Here is an 18901-nt window from a genome sequence, read left to right as displayed (position 1 = left end):
TGCTGTGGCTATTCCGAAAATTGTTCTCTTCTACCAGTTCACGCCGTTGGCGGACCCGGAAGCGATCAAGCTGTGGCAGCACAGCCTGGCCGAGTCCAACAACCTGACGGGCCGGATCATCGTCTCGCCGCACGGGATCAACGCGACGGTCGGCGGAGACATCGAGGATGTCAAGCGATATGTCCGTGGTACGCGTGGTTACGAACCCTTCCGTACCGCTGACATCAAGTGGTCGGACGGCCTCGGGAACGATTTCCCTCGTCTGAGTGTCAAGGCACGCTCGGAGATCGTGACGTTCGGTGCCCCCGACGAGCTGAAAGTCGACGAGAACGGTGTCGTCGGCGGAGGAGTTCACCTGGTGCCCAAGGAACTACACGAACTCGTCGACACTCGCGGTGACGACGTCGTGTTCTTCGACGGGCGCAATGCCTTCGAAGCCGAGATCGGCCGTTTCCGAGATGCGATAGTTCCGGACGTCGCCACCACTCGGGATTTCGTCAACGAACTCGACAGTGGCAAATACGACCATCTCAAGGGCAAAGCCGTGGTCACGTACTGCACCGGCGGAGTGCGCTGTGAGGTGTTGTCTTCGCTGATGCGCTCACGTGGCTTCGACGAGGTCTATCAGTTGGACGGCGGAATCGTCCGTTACGGCGAGACTTTCGGCGACCGCGGCCTCTGGGACGGTTCCCTGTACGTGTTCGACAAGCGGATGAACATCGAGTTCTCATCCGAAGCCAAGACACTCGGCGTGTGTGTCGATTGTGGTACTCCGACCCCGCGGTACCGCAACCGGATCGACGGCGACGGCCGAACCCTCGAATTGCTCTGCGAGAGTTGTTCACCAGACCTCGAGCAGGACTGAGCTGTGCCCAAGGCTCCGTTGCCGATCCGAAACGGTCTCGGACCTGACCGGCTGCGGATGCCGGCGGAGTCGTCGGCGCGGACCGTCCTCGAGCACCTGGTCGGCGAGCATCCCGGGGAGCGGGACCTGTGGGCGGACCTCGTCAGCGCCGGGGACGTCGTCGACGAGCACGGGCGGAAGATCACGAGCCGAACGCCCTATCAGCCGACCCGGTTCGTGTACTTCTACCGCGAGCCGGCCCCCGAGATTCCGGTTCCGCACGAGATCGAGATCTTGTACCGCGACGACTCGATTCTCGTGATCGACAAACCGCACTTCCTGGCGACCATTCCACGGGGAGCGCACATCGTCGAAAGCGCAGTCGTGCGCCTGCGTCGTGACCTGGACCTTCCGGATCTTGCGCCAGTTCACCGCCTCGACCGGATGACGGCGGGTGTCATCGTGTTCACCGTGACACCGGACCTACGACGGCCGTACCAGGAACTTTTTGCCGAGCAGCGGATCGTCAAGGAGTACGAGGCGATTGCGGGCTTCGATCCGGAACTGACTTTCCCTCGCACGGTGCGCAGCCGCATCAACAAAGTTCACGGCGAGATGACGGCTACCGAAATCGCGGGCGAGCCGAACAGTGAGACGTCGATCGAACTGATCGAGGTGATCACCGACTCGGCCGGCCGGACGCTCGGGCGATACAGGTTGCTCCCACGGACCGGCCGGACCCATCAGCTTCGGCTGCACCTCAACTCGCTGGGCGTCCCGATCGTCGGTGACAACTACTATCCGGAGTATCTGCCCGCAGTGCCCGGTGACTTCTCGACTCCGTTGCGATTGTTGGCGCGAGCGTTGGAGTACCCGGATCCGATCACCGGGCAGACCCGCAGGTTCGTGAGTTCGCGCAGCCTCGACGCAGGCCTGTGAACACCGCTGTTCGTGGGCGTGTGAAAACCGCTTCCGTCCTCGTGAAAGAATAGCTACCCGTGAAGACCTTCGAATCCTTGTTCGCCGAATTGACCGAGCGCGCTGCTACTCGCCCCGAGGGGTCCGGCACTGTCGCCGCCCTCGACGCCGGTGTGCATGCTCAGGGCAAAAAGGTCATCGAGGAAGCCGGTGAAGTGTGGATCGCTGCGGAATACCAGAGCGATGAGCAGCTCGCCGAGGAAATTTCCCAGCTGCTGTACTGGACGCAGGTGTTGATGGTCGGTCGCGGACTGACCCTCGAGGACGTGTACCGACATCTGTGATCGGAGCTGACCAGCGAGGTGTACTCCGTCTCGCTCGTCCAGGGCTTCCGATTCATGTCGTCTCACGTCACCCACACCTTCCGAAAGGACATCCACCATGCTGCGCGTAGCAGTTCCCAACAAAGGCTCACTGTCCGAGTCCGCCGCCGAGATTCTCAGCGAGGCCGGCTACCGTCGACGCACCGATTCCCGTGATCTGACGGTCCTGGATCCGGCCAATCAGGTCGAGTTCTTCTTCTTGCGCCCCAAGGACATTGCGATCTACGTCGGCTCCGGTGAGCTGGATCTCGGCATCACCGGTCGTGATCTCGCCGGCGACTCGGGTGCTCCCGTATCCGAGCGTCTGTCACTGGGCTTCGGCCGTTCGTCGTTCCGTTACGCAGCACCGGCCGGCAAGGACTGGGCCGTCGAGGATCTGTCCGGCCTGCGCATTGCAACGTCGTACCCGAACCTGGTCCGGAAGGACCTCACAGATCGCGGACTCGACGCCACCGTCATCCGTCTCGACGGAGCAGTGGAAATCTCGATTCAGCTCGGCGTCGCCGACGCGATCGCCGACGTGGTCGGATCGGGCCGTACTCTCCGCCAACACAACCTCGTGGCTTTCGGTGAATCGCTCTGCGATTCCGAAGGTGTCCTGATCGAGCGCACCGGCGCTCCGCAGGACGATCCCGCCCGCAATCAGCTCATCGAACGCGTTCGCGGAATTGTCTTCGCGCAGCAGAATCTGATGATCGACTACGACTGCCCGCGCACCATCCTCGACGACGCCATCAAGATGACACCCGGTATGGAGTCGCCAACGCTCTCGCCGTTGGCCGATCCCGACTGGGTCGCGGTTCGCGCGATGGTCCCGATCAAGGGACACAACCAGGTGATGGATGCCTTGGCCGAACTCGGTGCCAAGGCCATCCTCGCGTCGAACATCCGCTCGGTACGCGCTTTCTGATCACTGCCTGAATAGATTTACGCGCATTCGCGCCCGTTCCTGGAAATCAGGAACGGGCGCGAATCTGCAAAGTCTGGGCGATACGGCCCACGGCACCCTGCTCGTCGTAGAGCACGCCCGCACACATGCCGACGCCGTCCGGACCCGTTGTGGTTTCGGCGGCGACACCGACCCACTCTCCCTCGGGCACACGGAAGATATGCACCGTGAGATCGGTGTTGAGGAACGTCCAGTGCTCCGGGTCGAGCTTGGCGCCGACCCCGTTTGAGATGTCGGCCACCGCGAACAAACGCTCGAGAGCAGACATCTTCTCACCCTCGACCAGCTCTGGCTTGGGGCGCGCCCATACCTTGCCGGTTCCCACGCACCCGATCGGAGCAATCCAGGACCAGTCGAGGGTCTTGAGATAGCCGACGCTCCACAGACCCTCGAGAACGCCCGGGGTGCCGCTGTCGCGGGGTTCGAGCGGGGGATCGACTACGTGGACGACGTCGCCGGTATCCACCGTCTCCATCCGCCACGCCGTACCGCGCGCAACCGCGCGTGCAGATCCATCGGCGGTGGTTGCCCACAGTTCGGCGACGATCAATTCGATTCGGCGACCGGGTCGTTCGATCCAGGACCGGACTTCGAGGTCGGCAATCGGAATCGGTCCGAGAATCTCGACGACGACGCGCGTCAGACGGGTTTCGTCGCGCGCACCGCACCGCTCGAGGGCTCGTACCAACAGCGCCGACGGGGGAGCGCCGTGCTGCAGTGTCGGGCCCCAGATGCTGACAGTTGCCTGCGTGCTCGCGAACCGCTCGTGCCCTTCCTCCGTCGTTCCGAGGTAGCGGTAGTACGAACTGTCCGTCATGTTATGAATTCTCCTTTGCGGCAACAGGTTCGGTGCTCAGCAGGTCCGGCCAACCTGGATACGGCGGAGGTGTTCCGCCGAACGAAGGGCACAGTGACTTGTGATCGCACCAGTCGCACAGTTTGCCAGGCTTGGGTCTGAAGTCTCCGGTCGCACCTGCCGCGAGGATCGCTTTCCAGATGGCGGAGAGGGTTCGCTCGAATCGGATGAGCTCGTCGTGATCCGGGGCGTACGTGAGAATCGAGCCGGAGGCCAGATAGATCAGGCGCAGTTGTGCGGGAACGATTCCGCGAGTGCGCAGCAGTACGAGCGCGTAGAACTTCATCTGGAAGAGCGCCTTGGATTCGGTGAACTCGCGAGGCGCTTTTCCGGTCTTGTAGTCGACCACCCGCAACTCACCCGTCGGTGCAACGTCTATCCGGTCGACGAAGCCGCGGAGTCGAACGCCGTTCTCCAATTCGGTCTCGACGTAGACCTCGCACGCCTCGGCATCGAATCGAGTGGGATCTTCGAGCGTGTAGTACGTCGCGACGAGCTTGCCGACTTCGTCGAGGAACGAATCCAGCTCGCCCTCCGGAACAAGGTCAGCGGCCTCGGGAGACTCGGCACTGACACGTTCCCACGCGGGACGGACGAGTTCGGCTGCGCGATCCGGAACCCGGTGACCGGTCGGGAGTGCAAACAGTGCTTCCAGTGCCGCGTGTACGACGGTGCCTCTGACCTGGGCTCTGGTTGGCGTTTCCGGAATTCTGTCGACTGCTCGGAAGCGATAGAGCAGGGGGCATTGTTTGTAGTCACCCGCCCGAGACGGAGAGAGCGCCGGCCGACTACGCGGGCGCTCGTGTGATGTTGCACCCGTTGGAGTGGGGGTTGGCAATTCGACAGAGCTCACACCTGGCAGGCTATGCGGTTGGTCCGACAACTCCGTCGGAGCCGGTGGCGAGGACACCGGAAACAAGCGAACAGGGATCATCTGCGCATGGCGAACGAGCTGCAACCAGAAGAAGGCACGACCGAAGTGGATGAGGTTGTGCAGCCCGCTGTCGCCGAGATTCCCGAACAAGAGCTTCCAGAAACTGATCTCACTGCGCCGGGCAAGCGGCCGTCAGGTCCGTTCCGCGTCGGCGACCGAGTACAGCTGACCGACGGCAAGGGACGCCACTACACGATCGTTCTCGAGGCGAACCGCGAATACCACACCCACAAGGGCGGAATCGTTCACAACGATCTGATCGGTGCCGACGAGGGCAGCGTCGTCAAGTCGGTCAACGGCACGCCCTATCTCGCACTGCGCCCCCTACTGGTGGACTACGTGCTGTCCATGCCGCGCGGTGCCCAGGTCATCTACCCGAAGGACGCAGCTCAGATCGTCCACGAAGGCGACGTGTTCCCAGGAGCACGCGTGCTCGAGGCCGGAGCCGGCTCCGGCGCACTGACATGTTCGCTGCTGCGTGCCGTCGGACCCGAGGGCAAGGTCATCTCCTACGAGGTCCGCGACGATCATGCCGAACATGCGGTTCGCAACGTCGAGACCTTCTTCGGGGAACGTCCGCCGAACTGGGAACTGACCATCGCCGATCTCGCCGAGTTCGATCCGGAAGCGCACGGAGGCAAGGTCGATCGCGTCGTCCTCGACATGCTGGCCCCGTGGGACGTCCTGCCCGCCGTCTCGAAGGCACTCGTGCCGGGCGGCGTGTTGATCGTCTACGTCGCGACCGTTACTCAGCTCTCGAAGGTCGTCGAGGCGATGCGCGAGCAGGAATGCTGGACCGAGCCACGCTCGTGGGAATCGATCGTGCGCGGTTGGCACGTCGTCGGATTGGCGGTGCGCCCCGAACATCGGATGCAAGGCCACACCGCGTTCCTCGTGAGCGCTCGTCGTCTCGCCGAAGGAACTGTCACCCCGAAGCCGCAGCGGCGTGCGGGCAAGGGCTCGAACACCGCGGCCAAGTAGTCACACGAAAACAACAAGAGCGGCGATCCGGTATCCGGATCGCCGCTCTTGTAGTAGCTGGAAGTTATGCGGTGCAGGAAGCGCGGCCCATTTCCAGGAGCACGCAAGCCGAGGTGTCGGACAGCTTCCAGGAGCCGTCTTCGAGCTCCCAGGTCCACGGGGTGGCCGGGGCGGCGCCGTGCGGGCTGACGACGGCGACGTCTGCGGTTGCGGTCTGACCGTCGACCTTGACGTTGTCCACGTTGAACGTGATCGCGTAGGCAGGGTTACCGCCCAGCGCAGCACTCATCGTCTCGATGTTGGCCTGACGCTTGGTTCCGTCGACCACCAGAGCGGTCTTCTCCTCGATCGGCTTGGCCGGATCGATCAGAGCGACGAGCGAAGCGTTGAGCTCCTCGGCCGTCGGAGCCGCTGCGGCAGCGGCAGCTGACGTCGTGGCGGAAGCCGAGGCCTTCGCCGTGGTGCTCGAGGCGGCGGCGGAAGTCGAACTTGCAGCCGTCGAATCCTTGTTGTCGTCCGAGCTGCATGCACCCATGGTCAGGACGGCAGCGACAGCACAAGCGCTGATGAGAGTCTTGCGGATGATCACAGCGTTACCTTTCGTTGTAAAGAGAGACAGGCGCTGTCTCCATCTTGTAGGCAAGGCTAACATGACCAAATTCTGGCTCGAGACCAGTCGGCACGGTCCGCGCGCAGGTGTGAATTCGCACTCGCGCACCGTGTCTGGCGACAGTTGGGGCCTTATGCCGGTAGCGTTGATGGATCGCACTGGGAGGAGACGCACATGAGCTCGACAGAGAACCCGGATTCGGTTGCGGCAGCAGAAGAACTCCACGCGCTACGAGTGGAAGCACAAGTACTGCGCCGACAACTTGCACAATCGCCGGAGCAGGTGCGTGAGCTGGAGTCGAAGGTGGACTCGTTGTCCATCCGAAACAGCAAGTTGATGGACACCCTCAAAGAGGCCCGTCAGCAGCTCATCGCGCTTCGTGAAGAAGTCGACAGACTCGGTCAACCGCCGAGCGGTTACGGAGTCCTTCTCTCGGTACACGAGGACAAGACCGTCGACGTGTTCACGTCGGGTCGCAAGATGCGGTTGACGTGCTCACCGAACATCGACACGGACACCCTCGCCCTCGGGCAGACGGTTCGCCTCAACGAGGCACTCACCATCGTCGAGGCCGGCACCTACGAGCAGGTCGGTGAGATCAGCACGCTCCGTGAGGTACTCGACGACGGCTTGCGCGCACTGGTGGTCGGTCATGCCGACGAAGAGCGCATCGTCTGGCTCGCAGCGCCGTTGGCAGCCGTCTTCGCCGACCCCGAAGCCGACATCATCGCGTACGACGCCGATTCTCCGACCAGGAAACTGCGTCCGGGCGACTCGTTGCTCGTCGACACCAAGGCCGGGTACGCCTTCGAGCGCATCCCGAAGGCCGAGGTCGAAGATCTGGTTCTCGAGGAAGTTCCGGACGTTCACTACGACGACATCGGTGGTCTCGGGCGTCAGATCGAGCAGATCCGTGATGCCGTCGAACTCCCGTTCCTCCACAAGGATCTGTTCCACGAGTACTCGCTGAGGCCGCCGAAGGGTGTACTGCTCTACGGTCCGCCTGGTTGCGGCAAGACGCTCATCGCCAAGGCCGTCGCCAACTCGTTGGCCAAGAAGATCGCAGAAGCCCGCGGTCAGGACAGCAAGGACGCCAAGTCCTACTTCCTGAACATCAAGGGCCCGGAACTTCTGAACAAGTTCGTCGGCGAAACCGAGCGTCACATTCGGATGATCTTCCAGCGTGCTCGTGAGAAGGCGTCCGAGGGCACTCCGGTGATCGTCTTCTTCGACGAGATGGACTCGATCTTCCGTACCCGTGGTTCGGGAGTCTCTTCCGACGTGGAGACAACGGTCGTTCCGCAGCTGCTCAGCGAGATCGACGGTGTGGAAGGGCTCGAGAACGTCATCGTCATCGGCGCTTCCAACCGTGAGGACATGATCGACCCGGCCATCCTGCGTCCGGGCCGACTGGACGTGAAGATCAAGATCGAGCGCCCCGACGCGGAATCCGCTCAGGACATCTTCTCGAAGTACCTGGTGGACGGTCTGCCGATCAATGCGGACGACCTCGCCGAGTTCGGTGGCGATCGCACCGCCTGCTTGAAGGCGATGATCGTTCGCGTCGTCGATCGCATGTACGCGGAGAGCGAAGAGAATCGTTTTCTCGAGGTCACCTACGCCAACGGCGACAAGGAAGTTCTGTTCTTCAAGGACTTCAACTCGGGTGCGATGATCCAGAACATCGTCGACCGCGCCAAGAAGTACGCGATCAAGTCGGTACTCGACACCGGTGCTCCGGGCTTGCGTGTGCAGCACCTCTTCGATTCCATCGTCGACGAGTTCGCCGAGAACGAGGATCTGCCCAACACCACCAATCCTGATGACTGGGCACGTATTTCGGGCAAGAAGGGTGAGCGGATCGTCTACATCCGCACTCTCGTCACCGGCAAGAACGCCAGTGCCAGCCGCGCGATCGACACAGAGTCGAACACGGGCCAGTACCTGTAGCGAAACGAAGATCGATCGGGCCGGCCACTCCGCGAGAGTTGTCGGCCCGATCTCTGCGTCGCTGCCGTTGACTTCGTTGCGATTGGACCGGTCGGTCGCGCTGGTTTAGAGTCCCGCCGTGCAGATACATCTTCGACACAATCCGTCGTCCACTGTCGCTCGCTGCTACCTCGCGCCCGGCGAACCGCTGCGCGTGGAGAGCGGGGCGATGCTCGCGCATTCTGCCGGCGTAGTTCTCGAAGCGAAGGCGCAGGGCGGCGTCCTGCAGGGACTCAAGCGGTCGATGCTGAGCGGCGAATCATTTTTCGTCACGACGTATACCGCTCCGCCGCAAGGTGGTTGGGTCGACGTGACTGGTGTGCTTCCCGGAGATCTGATCCCGCTGACCATCACCTCTGATCGCCCGTTCTTCCTCAACCGTGGAACCTGGTTGGCCAACTCCTACGGTGTGACGGTCGAGTCCAAGTGGGGCGGCATGTCCAACCTCTTCGGCGGTGAGGGAGGATTCGGCCTGCGGGCAAGTGGCGACGGTGAAGTAGTGCTGGCCGTCTACGGCGCGATCGACGTCATCGACTTGCAGCCAGGCGAGACAGTCACGATCGATACCGGTCACGTGGTCGCCTACGACCTCGGCATGAATTTCAACATGCGGCGCGCCGTTCAGGGGCGCACCATTCAGTCGATGAAGTCCGGTGAAGGATTTGTCTTCGACTTCACCGGCCCAGGACGCGTTCTCGCGCAGACCCGCAACCCCAGCGCGTTCGCTGCTTGGCTCTCGGCGATCACCCCGGGCTGATCACAGGTCCCACCAGTGTTCAGTCCCAGCGGTGTTCAGTCCCAGCGGTGTTCAGCTCCAGCAATAGTCGGCCAGCAGCGCGCGTGAGTCCGGAACGAACGGCCACGACGGGTCCTGCAGGTGGGCGCCGAGTTCTTTCGGCGTCCACCACCAACCTTCGGCGATCTCGCTGGGCTGATGTGCCATCGGCCCGTCGTATCTGAGTTCGAACGCAAACAGGTGACAGCGCAACGGAGAGTTGTTCCACTCGCCGTCCCAGGATTTTCGAGCGATCTCCGTCAGTTGGAGTGGCTGGTCTGCCGTTCCGAAGATTCCGAGTTCTTCACCGACTTCACGGATCGCAGTTTCCTGCGGCGTCTCACCTGGATCGACGACACCTCCGGCCAGACAGTCGTGATAGCCCCCGAACACCGCTTTCGTGTCGGTTCGGCGATGGACGTAGATGCGGGAGCCGTCCCCGGTACGAACCAGGACGCCCGCACTCGCGTGCCAGAGCCCACCCGAGTAGACGACCGAACGTGGTGCTCGGCCGATCGGATTACCCGTCCGGTCGTACACGGCGACTACCTCGTCCGCGGGATTCAGGTCTGCGGTGAGAGGTTGGTGCATTCCTCCAACTGTGCCACGCCTGTGGGTGCCGCGCCGCAATCACATAGGCTCTGGTGTCATGCAGCGGATCATCGGTGTCGAGGTCGAATACGGAATATCTTCACCCAGTGAGCCGTCGGCGAATCCGATTCTCACTTCAACCCAGGCGGTGCTTGCCTACGCCGCCGCAGCGGGCGTGCCACGGGCCAAGCGCACACGCTGGGATTACGAGGTCGAATCTCCGCTGCGAGATGCCCGAGGCTTCGATCTGGGGCGAATGAGCGGTCCCGCGCCGGTGATCGACGCGGACGAGATCGGCGCCGCGAACATGATTCTCACCAACGGGGCACGGTTGTACGTCGATCACGCCCATCCGGAGTATTCGGCGCCCGAGGTCGCCGACCCGCTCGACGCCGTGATCTGGGACAAGGCCGGCGAACGCGTCATGGAAGCGGCTGCGCGGCACGCATCCAGCGTGCCGGGTGCGCCTCGGCTCCAGCTGTACAAGAACAACGTCGACGGCAAGGGTGCCTCGTACGGCACGCACGAGAACTACCTCTGCTCACGTGAGACCCCGTTCGCCTCGATCGTGACAGGATTGACGCCGTTTTTCGCGTCCCGGCAGGTGATCTGCGGTTCCGGTCGTGTGGGTCTCGGTCAGTCCGGCGACGAGGCCGGATTCCAGCTTTCGCAGCGATCCGACTACATCGAGGTCGAAGTAGGCCTCGAGACCACTCTCAAGCGCGGAATCATCAACACCCGCGACGAACCGCACGCGGATGCGGACAAGTATCGCCGCCTGCACGTCATCATCGGTGACGCGAACCTCGCGGAGATGTCGACGTACCTCAAGGTTGGAACAACGGCGCTGGTACTCGACCTGATCGAGGCAGGTGTCGACCTCACCGATCTGCAACTGGCGCGTCCGGTCACGGCCGTCCACCACATCAGTCACGACCCCACTCTGCGCAAGACCGTTGCGCTGGCCGACGGACGTGAACTGACAGGGCTTGCGCTGCAACGCATTTACCTCGAACGTGTCTCGAAGTTCCTCGACCGTGAGACCGATCGTGATCCGCGAGCGGACGATATCGTCGCCAAGTGGGCGATGGTTCTCGATCTCCTCGAGCGCGATCCCATGGAGTGCGCGAACATCCTCGACTGGCCGGCCAAACTGCGTCTGCTCGAAGGGTTCCGCAATCGTGAGGGACTCGCGTGGTCGGCGCCGCGATTGCATCTGGTGGATCTGCAGTACTCCGACGTGCGACTCGACAAGGGCCTGTACAACCGCCTGGTTGCTCGCGGCTCCATGGAGCGGCTTGTCACCGAACAGCAGGTTCTCGACGCGGTCACGAACCCTCCCACCGACACTCGCGCATACTTCCGGGGCGAGTGCCTACGCCGATTCGGGGCCGATATCGCGGCCGCGAGCTGGGATTCGGTCATCTTCGATCTCGGCGGTGAATCGTTGATCCGTATCCCCACCCTCGAGCCGCTTCGAGGTACCAAAGCGCACGTCGGAGCGTTGCTCGACTCCGTGGACAGCGCCGCGGAACTGGTTGATCAGCTCACTCACTGAAATCAGCCGATGCGGCTCGCCGTCGCGTCTCTCCACACCTGACGGTGCCGCTCGGTAGGGTGAAGGTCCGAGCGGGATCAGTTACCGACTCTGCTGGGCCGAACAGGATGCTCGCGAGAGCTCCCTTCACACAAGGAGGTCGACGGCGATGGCTCAAGAACAGACGCAGCGTGCCGGTGGCGGCGAAGACGACGAAACCACTGGTGGCGACGGCAGTGCCGGCCAGGAACGTCGCGAGAAGCTAGCTGCAGAAACCGACGACCTGCTCGACGAGATCGACGACGTGTTGGAAGAGAACGCCGAGGACTTCGTCCGTGCCTACGTCCAGAAGGGCGGCCAGTGACGGTGGATCGCGCGCCCCGGATCACAGACGGGGACACACGGTTGAGCTTCGGCTCGAATCTGTCGTCATTCTCGGAATACCTTCGGGTGCATGCACCGGAGCATCTTCCGCAGAACCGCTTCGCCGACACAGGAGGTGTTGTCATGGGCGGGGGAGACGTAGCTCCGCACGGCACCACCATCGTCGCGATCAGCTATGCGGGTGGTGTTCTGCTCGCGGGTGATCGCCGAGCGACGATGGGCAATCTCATCGCCAGCCGTGACGTGCAGAAGGTGTACGTCACGGACGACTACTCGGCTGCGGGTATTGCCGGTACGGCCGGGATCGCAATCGAACTGGTCCGGCTCTTCGCGGTCGAGCTCGAACATTACGAGAAGATCGAAGGCGTCCCACTCACGTTCGACGGCAAGGCCAATCGACTTTCGTCGATGGTTCGAGGAAATCTCGGAGCAGCGATGCAAGGTTTGGCGGTTGTGCCACTGCTCGTGGGTTACGACCTGGACGCGGTCGATCCGTCCACCGCCGGTCGCATCGTCTCCTACGACGTCGTCGGTGGGCGATACGAGGAGCGCGCGGGCTATCACGCAGTCGGATCCGGCTCCCTGTTCGCGAAATCGGCGCTCAAGAAGCTGTATTCACCGGGAATCGACGAGGACACCGCGCTTCGGTTCGCCGTCGAGGCGCTGTACGACGCGGCAGATGACGATTCGGCTACCGGTGGTCCTGATCTGACACGAGGGATCTATCCGACGGCGGTCACCATCACCTCGGCCGGCGCTGTCGAGTTGTCGCCCACCAGGGCTGCCGAGATCGCCAGGGAGATCGTCGCGGCTCGCACGGCGACCGTGAGTCCGGAAGGGGAGTCTGCGCTATGACGATGCCGTATTACGCATCAGCCGAACAGATCATGCGCGATCGTTCGGAATTGGCGCGCAAGGGAATTGCCCGCGGGCGCAGCGTCGTCGTTCTCACCTACCGCGACGGAGTGCTCTTTGTCGCCGAGAATCCGTCGCGTGCTCTGCACAAGGTCAGCGAACTGTACGACCGTCTCGGATTCGCGGCAGTGGGCAAGTACAACGAGTTCGAGAATCTGCGCCGCGCGGGCATCGTCCACGCAGACATGCGTGGGTACTCGTACGACCGTCGGGACGTCACCGGGCGTTCGCTCGCCAATGCGTACGCACAAACCCTGGGAACGATCTTCACCGAGCAGCCCAAGCCGTACGAGGTCGAGATCTGTGTTGCCGAGATCGGTCGCTTCGGAAGCAGTACGCCGGCTCAGCTCTACCGGATCACGTACGACGGATCCATCGCGGACGAGCAGGAATTCGTGGTCATGGGCGGCACGACCGAACCGATCGTGACGGCGATGCGCGAGTCGTACCAGCGAGACCTCGACCTCGAATCCGCAGTGCGGATTGCAGTCGGGGCGCTCCAAAAGGGCGGCCCGGCACCGGCCGGAACCACTGAGGCGGAACCACGAACTCTCGATGTGAGTGCACTCGAGGTTGCCGTACTCGACAGCAATCGTCCACGCCGTGCGTTCAAACGGATCGCTGGAACGGTTTTGGAAGAGATGCTTCCAGCTCCGGCAGCAGTCGAGGATGCGCCGCCGGCAAACGGCGACGCACCCTCGTAGATACTCCGTAGGTCTGGGAGTTACTGCAGGTCTGGAGTTACTGAGTGACTCGGTAGACGGCCACCGCGCCCGGTTCGGTGTCGAAATCGAACCGGCGCGCGTCTGCCACCACTTCACCGTCGGTGGCGATGGCTACCGGTGAATCGGCGACTCGGACCGACATCGACGAGACGAGTTCGCGAACGTAGACCCGCGAGCTGCCCAATGTTCCTGTGGCAGCCGCAAACAGCAGACGTGAGCGCGAGAATTTCTTGTCCGCGCGCAGATAGCGGACGTCGAGTAGTCCACGGTTCATCTCCGGACGCGACATCGGCACCTGATCGGCGGGGGAGTATCGCCCGTTTCCGACGAACAGCATCCAGATTGTGGTCCGCTTCCCGTCGATGGTCACCGTCATCGGCTCCGCCGCTGCGAGAACCCGGATCATCGCGGCTCCTGCGGCCGGCCACTTACCGAAACGCGGTTCCCATTTTTCCCTCAGGCGCACAGCATCCGGGTATCCACCGAGGCTGGCTGTGTTGAGAAACCGTGCAGTCACTCCGGAATCCGTGCGCACCACCGCGTGGTCGACGAATGCCGCCTGACCGGACTCGACTGCCTGTGCGGTCTCCTCGACATTCACCGCCCCGACGTCGCGGGCGAAATGGTTCAATGTTCCGCCGGGAAAAACCGCAAGTGGTAGCTCGTGCTTTGTCGCCGCGGTCGCGACCGTGACCACTGTTCCGTCGCCGCCGCATACACCCAACGCTTTCGGCGAGAGCTCGGGGATCTTGGCATCGATCTGCATGTCGAAGTCGATGTCCGCGTCGAACTCGTAGACGATCGCCGCAGGTAGTAGTTCTCGAATCGATTCCACGATCCCGTCGTCCTCGGAGCCTGAACCAGGATTGGTGAAGACCAACAAGCCTTCTCCGCGCGGGAGCGCGGGAACCACGCACTCGGGTCCGAGTTCGGCGGGCTCTTCGTCGCGTACCGCCCACCAACGACGCGTGCCGGCAGCGATAGCACCGCCGACCGCGAGGCCTGCGAAGACGTCGGACGGCCAGTGGACTCCGTTGTGAACGCGTGAGTACGCCACTGCTGCGGCCAGTGGTGCGAGAGCAGCTCCAGCAACCGGGGACTCCATGGCCACTGCCGCGGTGAATGCCGCGGCCGAAGACGAATGTCCGGAGGGGAACGAGGACGACGTCGGAATGTCGACGCCTCGCTTCGGGCTCAGCCAGACGCGTGCCGGTGGGCGTCGGCGGGGAAAGAGGGGCTTGAGTATGCCGTTGGCCAGCGCGCTGGAACCGGCCAGTGCGAGCAGCCCGCGTGCTGCTGCCCTACGGGGCCGCCCGCCGATCATCGCGAGCAAGGCGGCGACAACCATCCACAAAACGCCGTGATCGGCGGCTCTGGAGAGAAACCGCATGGTCGGGTCGAGCACGGAAGGGCGCAGTGCTCCAGTGCTTTCCATGACTTTGACGTCGCTTCGGACAACTTTTCGGCGAATAAGGCTCACACCGTCACACTATGCTGCCGCCCGACGTTGTCGAGTCGTGACTTACGACGCGATCGAAGTACACGGGTGAACCTCGCATTCTGGTTGTACTGTCGAAGTGTGCAGAGACGAATCATGGGTATCGAGACGGAATTCGGCGTTACCTGCACCTTTCACGGGCACAGGAGACTGAGCCCCGACGAGGTTGCTCGTTACCTCTTCCGTCGTGTCGTGTCGTGGGGTCGCAGCTCCAACGTCTTCCTCCGTAACGGAGCCCGCTTGTACCTGGATGTGGGTTCGCACCCGGAGTACGCGACGGCCGAGTGCGACAGCCTCATCCAGCTGGTCAATCACGACCGTGCCGGTGAGCGTGTGCTCGAAGAACTGCTGATCGACGCCGAGGCGAGACTCGCCGAGGAGGGTATTGGTGGCGACATCTATCTCTTCAAGAACAACACCGACTCGGCCGGAAACTCGTACGGCTGCCACGAGAACTTTCTCGTCGCGCGCGCCGGTGAGTTCTCCCGCATTTCGGATGTCTTGTTGCCGTTCCTCGTCACGCGCCAGTTGATCTGCGGCGCCGGAAAGGTACTGCAGACTCCGAAGGCCGCGACGTTCTGCCTCTCGCAGCGCGCGGAACACATCTGGGAGGGCGTCTCGTCGGCTACCACTCGCTCGCGTCCGATCATCAACACCCGCGACGAACCGCACGCGGACGCCGAGAAGTACCGCCGCCTGCACGTGATCGTCGGCGATTCGAACATGGCCGAAACGACGACGATGCTCAAGGTCGGTTCTGCCGCACTGGTGCTCGAGATGATCGAAGCCGGGGTGTCGTTCCGCGATTTCGCGCTGGACAACCCGATTCGTGCCATCCGCGAGGTCAGTCACGACGTGACCGGTAAAAAGCCGGTTCGCCTTGCTGGTGGACGTCAGGCCAGTGCCCTCGATATTCAACGCGAATACCACGCCAAGGCAGTCGAACATCTGCGTAACCGCGAACCGGACCCGCAGGTGGAGCAGGTTGTCGACCTGTGGGGTCGCACCCTCGATGCCGTCGAAGCTCAGGATTTTGCGAAGGTCGACACGGAGATCGACTGGGTCATCAAGCGCAAGCTGTTCCAGCGCTACCAGGACCGTCACGGTTTCGATCTGTCCGATCCCAAGATCGCGCAGCTCGACTTGGCGTACCACGACATCAAACGCGGCCGGGGTGTCTTCGACGTTCTCCAGCGCAAGGGCTTGGTCAAGCGGGTCACCGAGGACGAAACGATCGACGACGCCGTCGAGAATCCGCCGCAGACCACGCGCGCCAAATTGCGGGGCGACTTCATCACCGCAGCCCAGGCAGCAGGCCGGGACTTCACAGTCGACTGGGTTCACCTCAAGCTCAACGATCAGGCGCAGAGAACGGTGCTGTGCAAGGACCCGTTCCGCTCCGTCGACGAGCGTGTCGAGCGTTTGATCGCTTCGATGTAGGGCACTCAATTTCGAGATGTACAAGACGGCAGGTCTGTTTTGCGGCGACGCGCCGGGCACGAAAGTGTCCGGCGCGCGTTCGGTTATCGGATAGCCACTAGGATTTCGGCGTGGCGACATCAAAAATCGAGCGGTTGATGAACCTGGTGATCGCATTGCTGTCCACCAGACAGTTCCTCACGGCGGAGAAAATCCGTGACAGTGTGGCCGGGTACAACGATTCCGCGAACTACGAAGCGTTCAGTCGCATGTTCGAGCGCGACAAGAACGAACTTCGTGACCTGGGTGTCCCGTTGGAAACCGGTCTGGCAGGACGGTTCTCGACCGTCGAGGGGTATCGGATCAATCGCAATGCCTACGAGCTTCCGGACGTGGACCTCACCAGCGAGGAATCTGCTGCAGTCGCCGTCGCGGTGCAGTTGTGGGAGTCGCCGGAACTGATTTCGGCAGCCCAGAGTGCACTACTCAAACTCCGAGCGGCCGGCGTCCAGGTCGACTCAGAAGTCAGTGCCGCCCCGGTCACCGCGATTCCCGCGCGCACCCGCGGTTCGGAGCCCGCGCTCGGCAAGCTTCTTGCAGCGGTCGACGCCGGCCGAGCAGTTCATTTTCAGCACCGCGGCGCATTGAACGAACCGTTCACCGAGCGCACCGTCGAGCCGTGGGGCGTCGTCACGCACAACGGCAAGTGGTACCTGGTCGGGCACGACGTCGACCGTGATGCGGTGAGGACCTTCCGGCTCTCACGGATCGGTGACGACGTCAGGGAGTTCGGCCCGGCCGGTTCGGTTCACAAACCTGAAGGTGTCGACCTTCGCGAGGTCGTCGATCGCGTGACCGGTTCGGGCGTCGTGACCGGGACGGCTACGGTATGGGTCGCAGACGGCCGCGCCCATGAGCTTCGGCGGCTTGCGACGTCGTCGTCCGAACGGCGGTTGACCGATCGCGACGGCAGCGTGCTGGCCATCCCCGTTCGATCCTGGGAATGGACCGCTCGGTTGATCGCCGGTCACGGGTTGGACGCATTGGTGCTGGACCCACCGGATTTGCGTGCTGAGGTCGTCGCGAAGCTGCGCGCCGCCGCGGCGAGCCCGATCACCGGCCATGGACAGGGGGACCACTGATGAGCAATCGACTGTCGTCGCGGTTGGCACGGCTGCTCAACCTCGTGCCGTACTTCATCGCGAATCCTGGCATCAGTCCCGCCGAGGCCGCCGAGGAGCTCGGTGTCAGCACCACTCAACTGATGACCGACCTCAATCAACTGTGGGTGTGCGGACTGCCCGGTTACGGTCCCGGTGATCTCATCGACCTGTCCTTCTCCGAGGAAAGTATCGAGGTCACGTTCTCGGCCGGGATCGATCGCCCGTTGCGCCTCACCTCGACGGAGGCGACGGCGTTGCTGATCGCCCTGCGGTCCTTGGTGGAAATGCCCGGCATGGTCGATCCGTCCTCGGCGCAGCGTGCCATCGCGAAGATCGAGGACGCAGCAGGCTCGGCCGCGGCACGAGCCATCGGTCAGGACCGGGACACATCGCCTGCGCCGGACATCGCCGAAGACCCGATAGCAGCGACGGTCAGAGCCGCGCTCGCAGACAAGACCGCCCTGCGATTGACGTATTACTCGGCCTCGCGTGACGCGGTCTCCGAGCGCATCGTCGACCCCGTTCGTATCGTGTTGGTCGACAACTACAGCTACCTTCAGGCGTGGTGCCGTCAAGCCGAGGGCGTGCGGTTGTTCAGATTCGATCGGATCGACGCCGCCGTCCAACTCGACGAGCCCGCCGACCCGCCGCCGCAGGCCCTCGAGGAGGATTCGAATCTCGAATTGTTCAGCGGCGACGGTTCCCTTCCGGAAGCGCGGTTGTTCATCACCAAAGAGTGGGTGTGGATGCTCGACTACTACCCGTTGGACGTCGAGCACGTGAACGACGACGGGTCGGTCGAGGCGACGATGAGTTTCGGAACACTTGAATGGATGGCAAGGCTGGTGTTGGGATTCGGTGAGGGCGTTCGGGTCCTTCATCCGCCGGAACTGGTCTCCGAAGTCCATGATCGAGCCGTTGCGGCGCTCGACGCCTATGACGTAATCGGTTCGTAAAACTTCGGGCAACTTCACGTTCAGTGAGTTCGCAGGAAACAAACAGGTAAAAGGTAGCTGAAGTAAGTGCTTTGGCACCTCCGAGCGCCGGTTGTGTCCGGTAGCATCGAGGAATCTGATCATGGGAGGTCGTTATGGGTGCAATGCAGCCGATGCATTGGCTGATTGTCGCTGTTGTCGTCGTAATTCTGTTCGGGTCGAAGAAGCTTCCCGATGCAGCACGCGGTCTGGGTCGTTCCCTCCGCATCTTCAAGAGCGAAGTCAAGGAAATGCAGAACGACGATGCGGCGCCCGCAAGCGCGCCGGTCGCACAGCCTGCTCCAGCACAGTTGCCGACGGCCAACACCGCGGTGGTCGCAAACGGTGCAGCAGCACCTGTTGCGCAGCCGACCGAAGTCAAGCCGCTCTAGTACACACTGCGTTCTAGCCGGGGTGAAATATTCGTTCACCCCGGTTGTCTGCTGACCAAGACCA

At 62.7% G+C, this 18901-nt stretch carries 20 protein-coding genes; 15 read left to right on the top strand and 5 right to left on the bottom strand.

Annotation, left to right across the window (positions count from 1 at the left end):
- The first annotated feature begins 4 nt into the window (after positions 1-4).
- From G9U53_RS24220 to hisG, 4 genes are all read left to right on the top strand, one after another.
- Positions 5-865: a rhodanese-related sulfurtransferase gene (locus tag G9U53_RS24220; RefSeq protein ID WP_042450983.1), complete on the top strand. Its 861-nt coding sequence runs from the start codon at positions 5-7 to the stop codon at positions 863-865.
- Positions 866-868: 3 nt separating this feature from the next.
- Positions 869-1783, top strand: coding sequence for a pseudouridine synthase (locus G9U53_RS24215; protein WP_007729895.1), 915 nt, complete (start codon positions 869-871; stop codon positions 1781-1783).
- 59 nt (positions 1784-1842) lie between these two features.
- A complete protein-coding gene (locus G9U53_RS24210; protein ID WP_003944933.1) occupies positions 1843-2106 on the top strand; it encodes a phosphoribosyl-ATP diphosphatase in 264 nt (87 codons plus the stop codon).
- A gap of 97 nt (positions 2107-2203) precedes the next feature.
- Positions 2204-3055, top strand: a complete 852-nt coding sequence (gene hisG, locus G9U53_RS24205; RefSeq protein ID WP_003944905.1) for an ATP phosphoribosyltransferase — start codon at positions 2204-2206, stop codon at positions 3053-3055.
- A gap of 46 nt (positions 3056-3101) precedes the next feature.
- On the opposite strand, the gene G9U53_RS24200 is transcribed toward hisG, so the two are convergent.
- Both G9U53_RS24200 and G9U53_RS24195 read right to left on the bottom strand, forming a co-directional pair.
- The gene (locus G9U53_RS24200) at positions 3102-3911 is read right to left on the bottom strand and encodes a thioesterase family protein (protein ID WP_003944950.1); all 810 of its coding nucleotides are present in this window, start codon (positions 3909-3911) and stop codon (positions 3102-3104) included.
- Position 3912: 1 nt separating this feature from the next.
- Positions 3913-4974: a RecB family exonuclease gene (locus G9U53_RS24195; RefSeq protein WP_215732001.1), complete on the bottom strand. Its 1062-nt coding sequence runs from the start codon at positions 4972-4974 to the stop codon at positions 3913-3915.
- On the opposite strand from G9U53_RS24195, the gene G9U53_RS24190 reads away from it, so the two are divergent.
- Positions 4942-5865 (top strand): tRNA (adenine-N1)-methyltransferase, encoded by a 924-nt coding sequence (locus G9U53_RS24190; RefSeq protein ID WP_225320401.1) that lies wholly within the window; start codon positions 4942-4944, stop codon positions 5863-5865. The two genes, G9U53_RS24195 and G9U53_RS24190, sit on opposite strands and share 33 nt — an antisense overlap.
- A gap of 64 nt (positions 5866-5929) precedes the next feature.
- Here G9U53_RS24190 and G9U53_RS24185 read toward each other — a convergent pair whose 3' ends face one another.
- A complete protein-coding gene (locus G9U53_RS24185; RefSeq protein ID WP_003944789.1) occupies positions 5930-6454 on the bottom strand; it encodes a hypothetical protein in 525 nt (174 codons plus the stop codon).
- Between the two features lie 195 nt (positions 6455-6649).
- Here G9U53_RS24185 and arc point away from each other — a divergent pair, with 195 nt between their 5' ends.
- Positions 6650-8425, top strand: coding sequence for a proteasome ATPase (gene arc / locus G9U53_RS24180; protein WP_003944870.1), 1776 nt, complete (start codon positions 6650-6652; stop codon positions 8423-8425).
- A gap of 118 nt (positions 8426-8543) precedes the next feature.
- Positions 8544-9221, top strand: a complete 678-nt coding sequence (locus G9U53_RS24175) for a TIGR00266 family protein (RefSeq protein ID WP_003944961.1) — start codon at positions 8544-8546, stop codon at positions 9219-9221.
- A gap of 51 nt (positions 9222-9272) precedes the next feature.
- Here the strand turns inward: G9U53_RS24175 and G9U53_RS24170 are convergent, their stop codons facing one another.
- Entirely contained in the window at positions 9273-9830 is a 558-nt protein-coding gene (locus G9U53_RS24170) for an NUDIX domain-containing protein (protein WP_054828098.1), read from the bottom strand.
- 58 nt (positions 9831-9888) lie between these two features.
- Here G9U53_RS24170 and dop point away from each other — a divergent pair, with 58 nt between their 5' ends.
- The 4 genes from dop (at position 9889) to prcA (ending at position 13370) form a co-directional block, all read left to right on the top strand.
- The gene (dop, locus tag G9U53_RS24165) at positions 9889-11388 is read left to right on the top strand and encodes a depupylase/deamidase Dop (protein ID WP_003944852.1); all 1500 of its coding nucleotides are present in this window, start codon (positions 9889-9891) and stop codon (positions 11386-11388) included.
- 148 nt (positions 11389-11536) lie between these two features.
- Positions 11537-11731: a ubiquitin-like protein Pup gene (locus tag G9U53_RS24160; protein ID WP_003944925.1), complete on the top strand. Its 195-nt coding sequence runs from the start codon at positions 11537-11539 to the stop codon at positions 11729-11731.
- Positions 11728-12606 (top strand): proteasome subunit beta, encoded by an 879-nt coding sequence (gene prcB, locus G9U53_RS24155; protein WP_007729873.1) that lies wholly within the window; start codon positions 11728-11730, stop codon positions 12604-12606. The genes G9U53_RS24160 and prcB overlap by 4 nt, the downstream gene beginning before the upstream one ends.
- A complete protein-coding gene (gene prcA / locus G9U53_RS24150; protein ID WP_003945006.1) occupies positions 12603-13370 on the top strand; it encodes a proteasome subunit alpha in 768 nt (255 codons plus the stop codon). The genes prcB and prcA overlap by 4 nt, the downstream gene beginning before the upstream one ends.
- A gap of 37 nt (positions 13371-13407) precedes the next feature.
- On the opposite strand, the gene G9U53_RS24145 is transcribed toward prcA, so the two are convergent.
- Positions 13408-14826, bottom strand: a complete 1419-nt coding sequence (locus G9U53_RS24145) for a phosphatase PAP2 family protein (protein WP_172827081.1) — start codon at positions 14824-14826, stop codon at positions 13408-13410.
- Between the two features lie 144 nt (positions 14827-14970).
- Between G9U53_RS24145 and pafA the strand changes: the two genes are divergently transcribed.
- From pafA to tatA, 4 genes are all read left to right on the top strand, one after another.
- Positions 14971-16329, top strand: coding sequence for a Pup--protein ligase (pafA, locus tag G9U53_RS24140; RefSeq protein WP_007729869.1), 1359 nt, complete (start codon positions 14971-14973; stop codon positions 16327-16329).
- A 110-nt stretch (positions 16330-16439) separates the two neighbouring features.
- On the top strand, positions 16440-17450 hold the full coding sequence (locus G9U53_RS24135) for a YafY family protein (RefSeq protein WP_042919732.1): 1011 nt from the start codon (positions 16440-16442) through the stop codon (positions 17448-17450).
- Positions 17450-18427 (top strand): YafY family protein, encoded by a 978-nt coding sequence (locus G9U53_RS24130; protein ID WP_030536343.1) that lies wholly within the window; start codon positions 17450-17452, stop codon positions 18425-18427. The genes G9U53_RS24135 and G9U53_RS24130 overlap by 1 nt, the downstream gene beginning before the upstream one ends.
- A 134-nt stretch (positions 18428-18561) precedes the next feature.
- Positions 18562-18837, top strand: coding sequence for a Sec-independent protein translocase subunit TatA (gene tatA / locus G9U53_RS24125; RefSeq protein WP_003944836.1), 276 nt, complete (start codon positions 18562-18564; stop codon positions 18835-18837).
- Positions 18838-18901: the final 64 nt, after the last annotated feature.

It is taken from the genome of Rhodococcus sp. D-46 (genome assembly GCF_011290655.1).
Lineage (GTDB): Bacteria > Actinomycetota > Actinomycetes > Mycobacteriales > Mycobacteriaceae > Rhodococcus_F > Rhodococcus_F qingshengii.
This window is presented reverse-complemented; position numbering and strand designations above follow the sequence as displayed.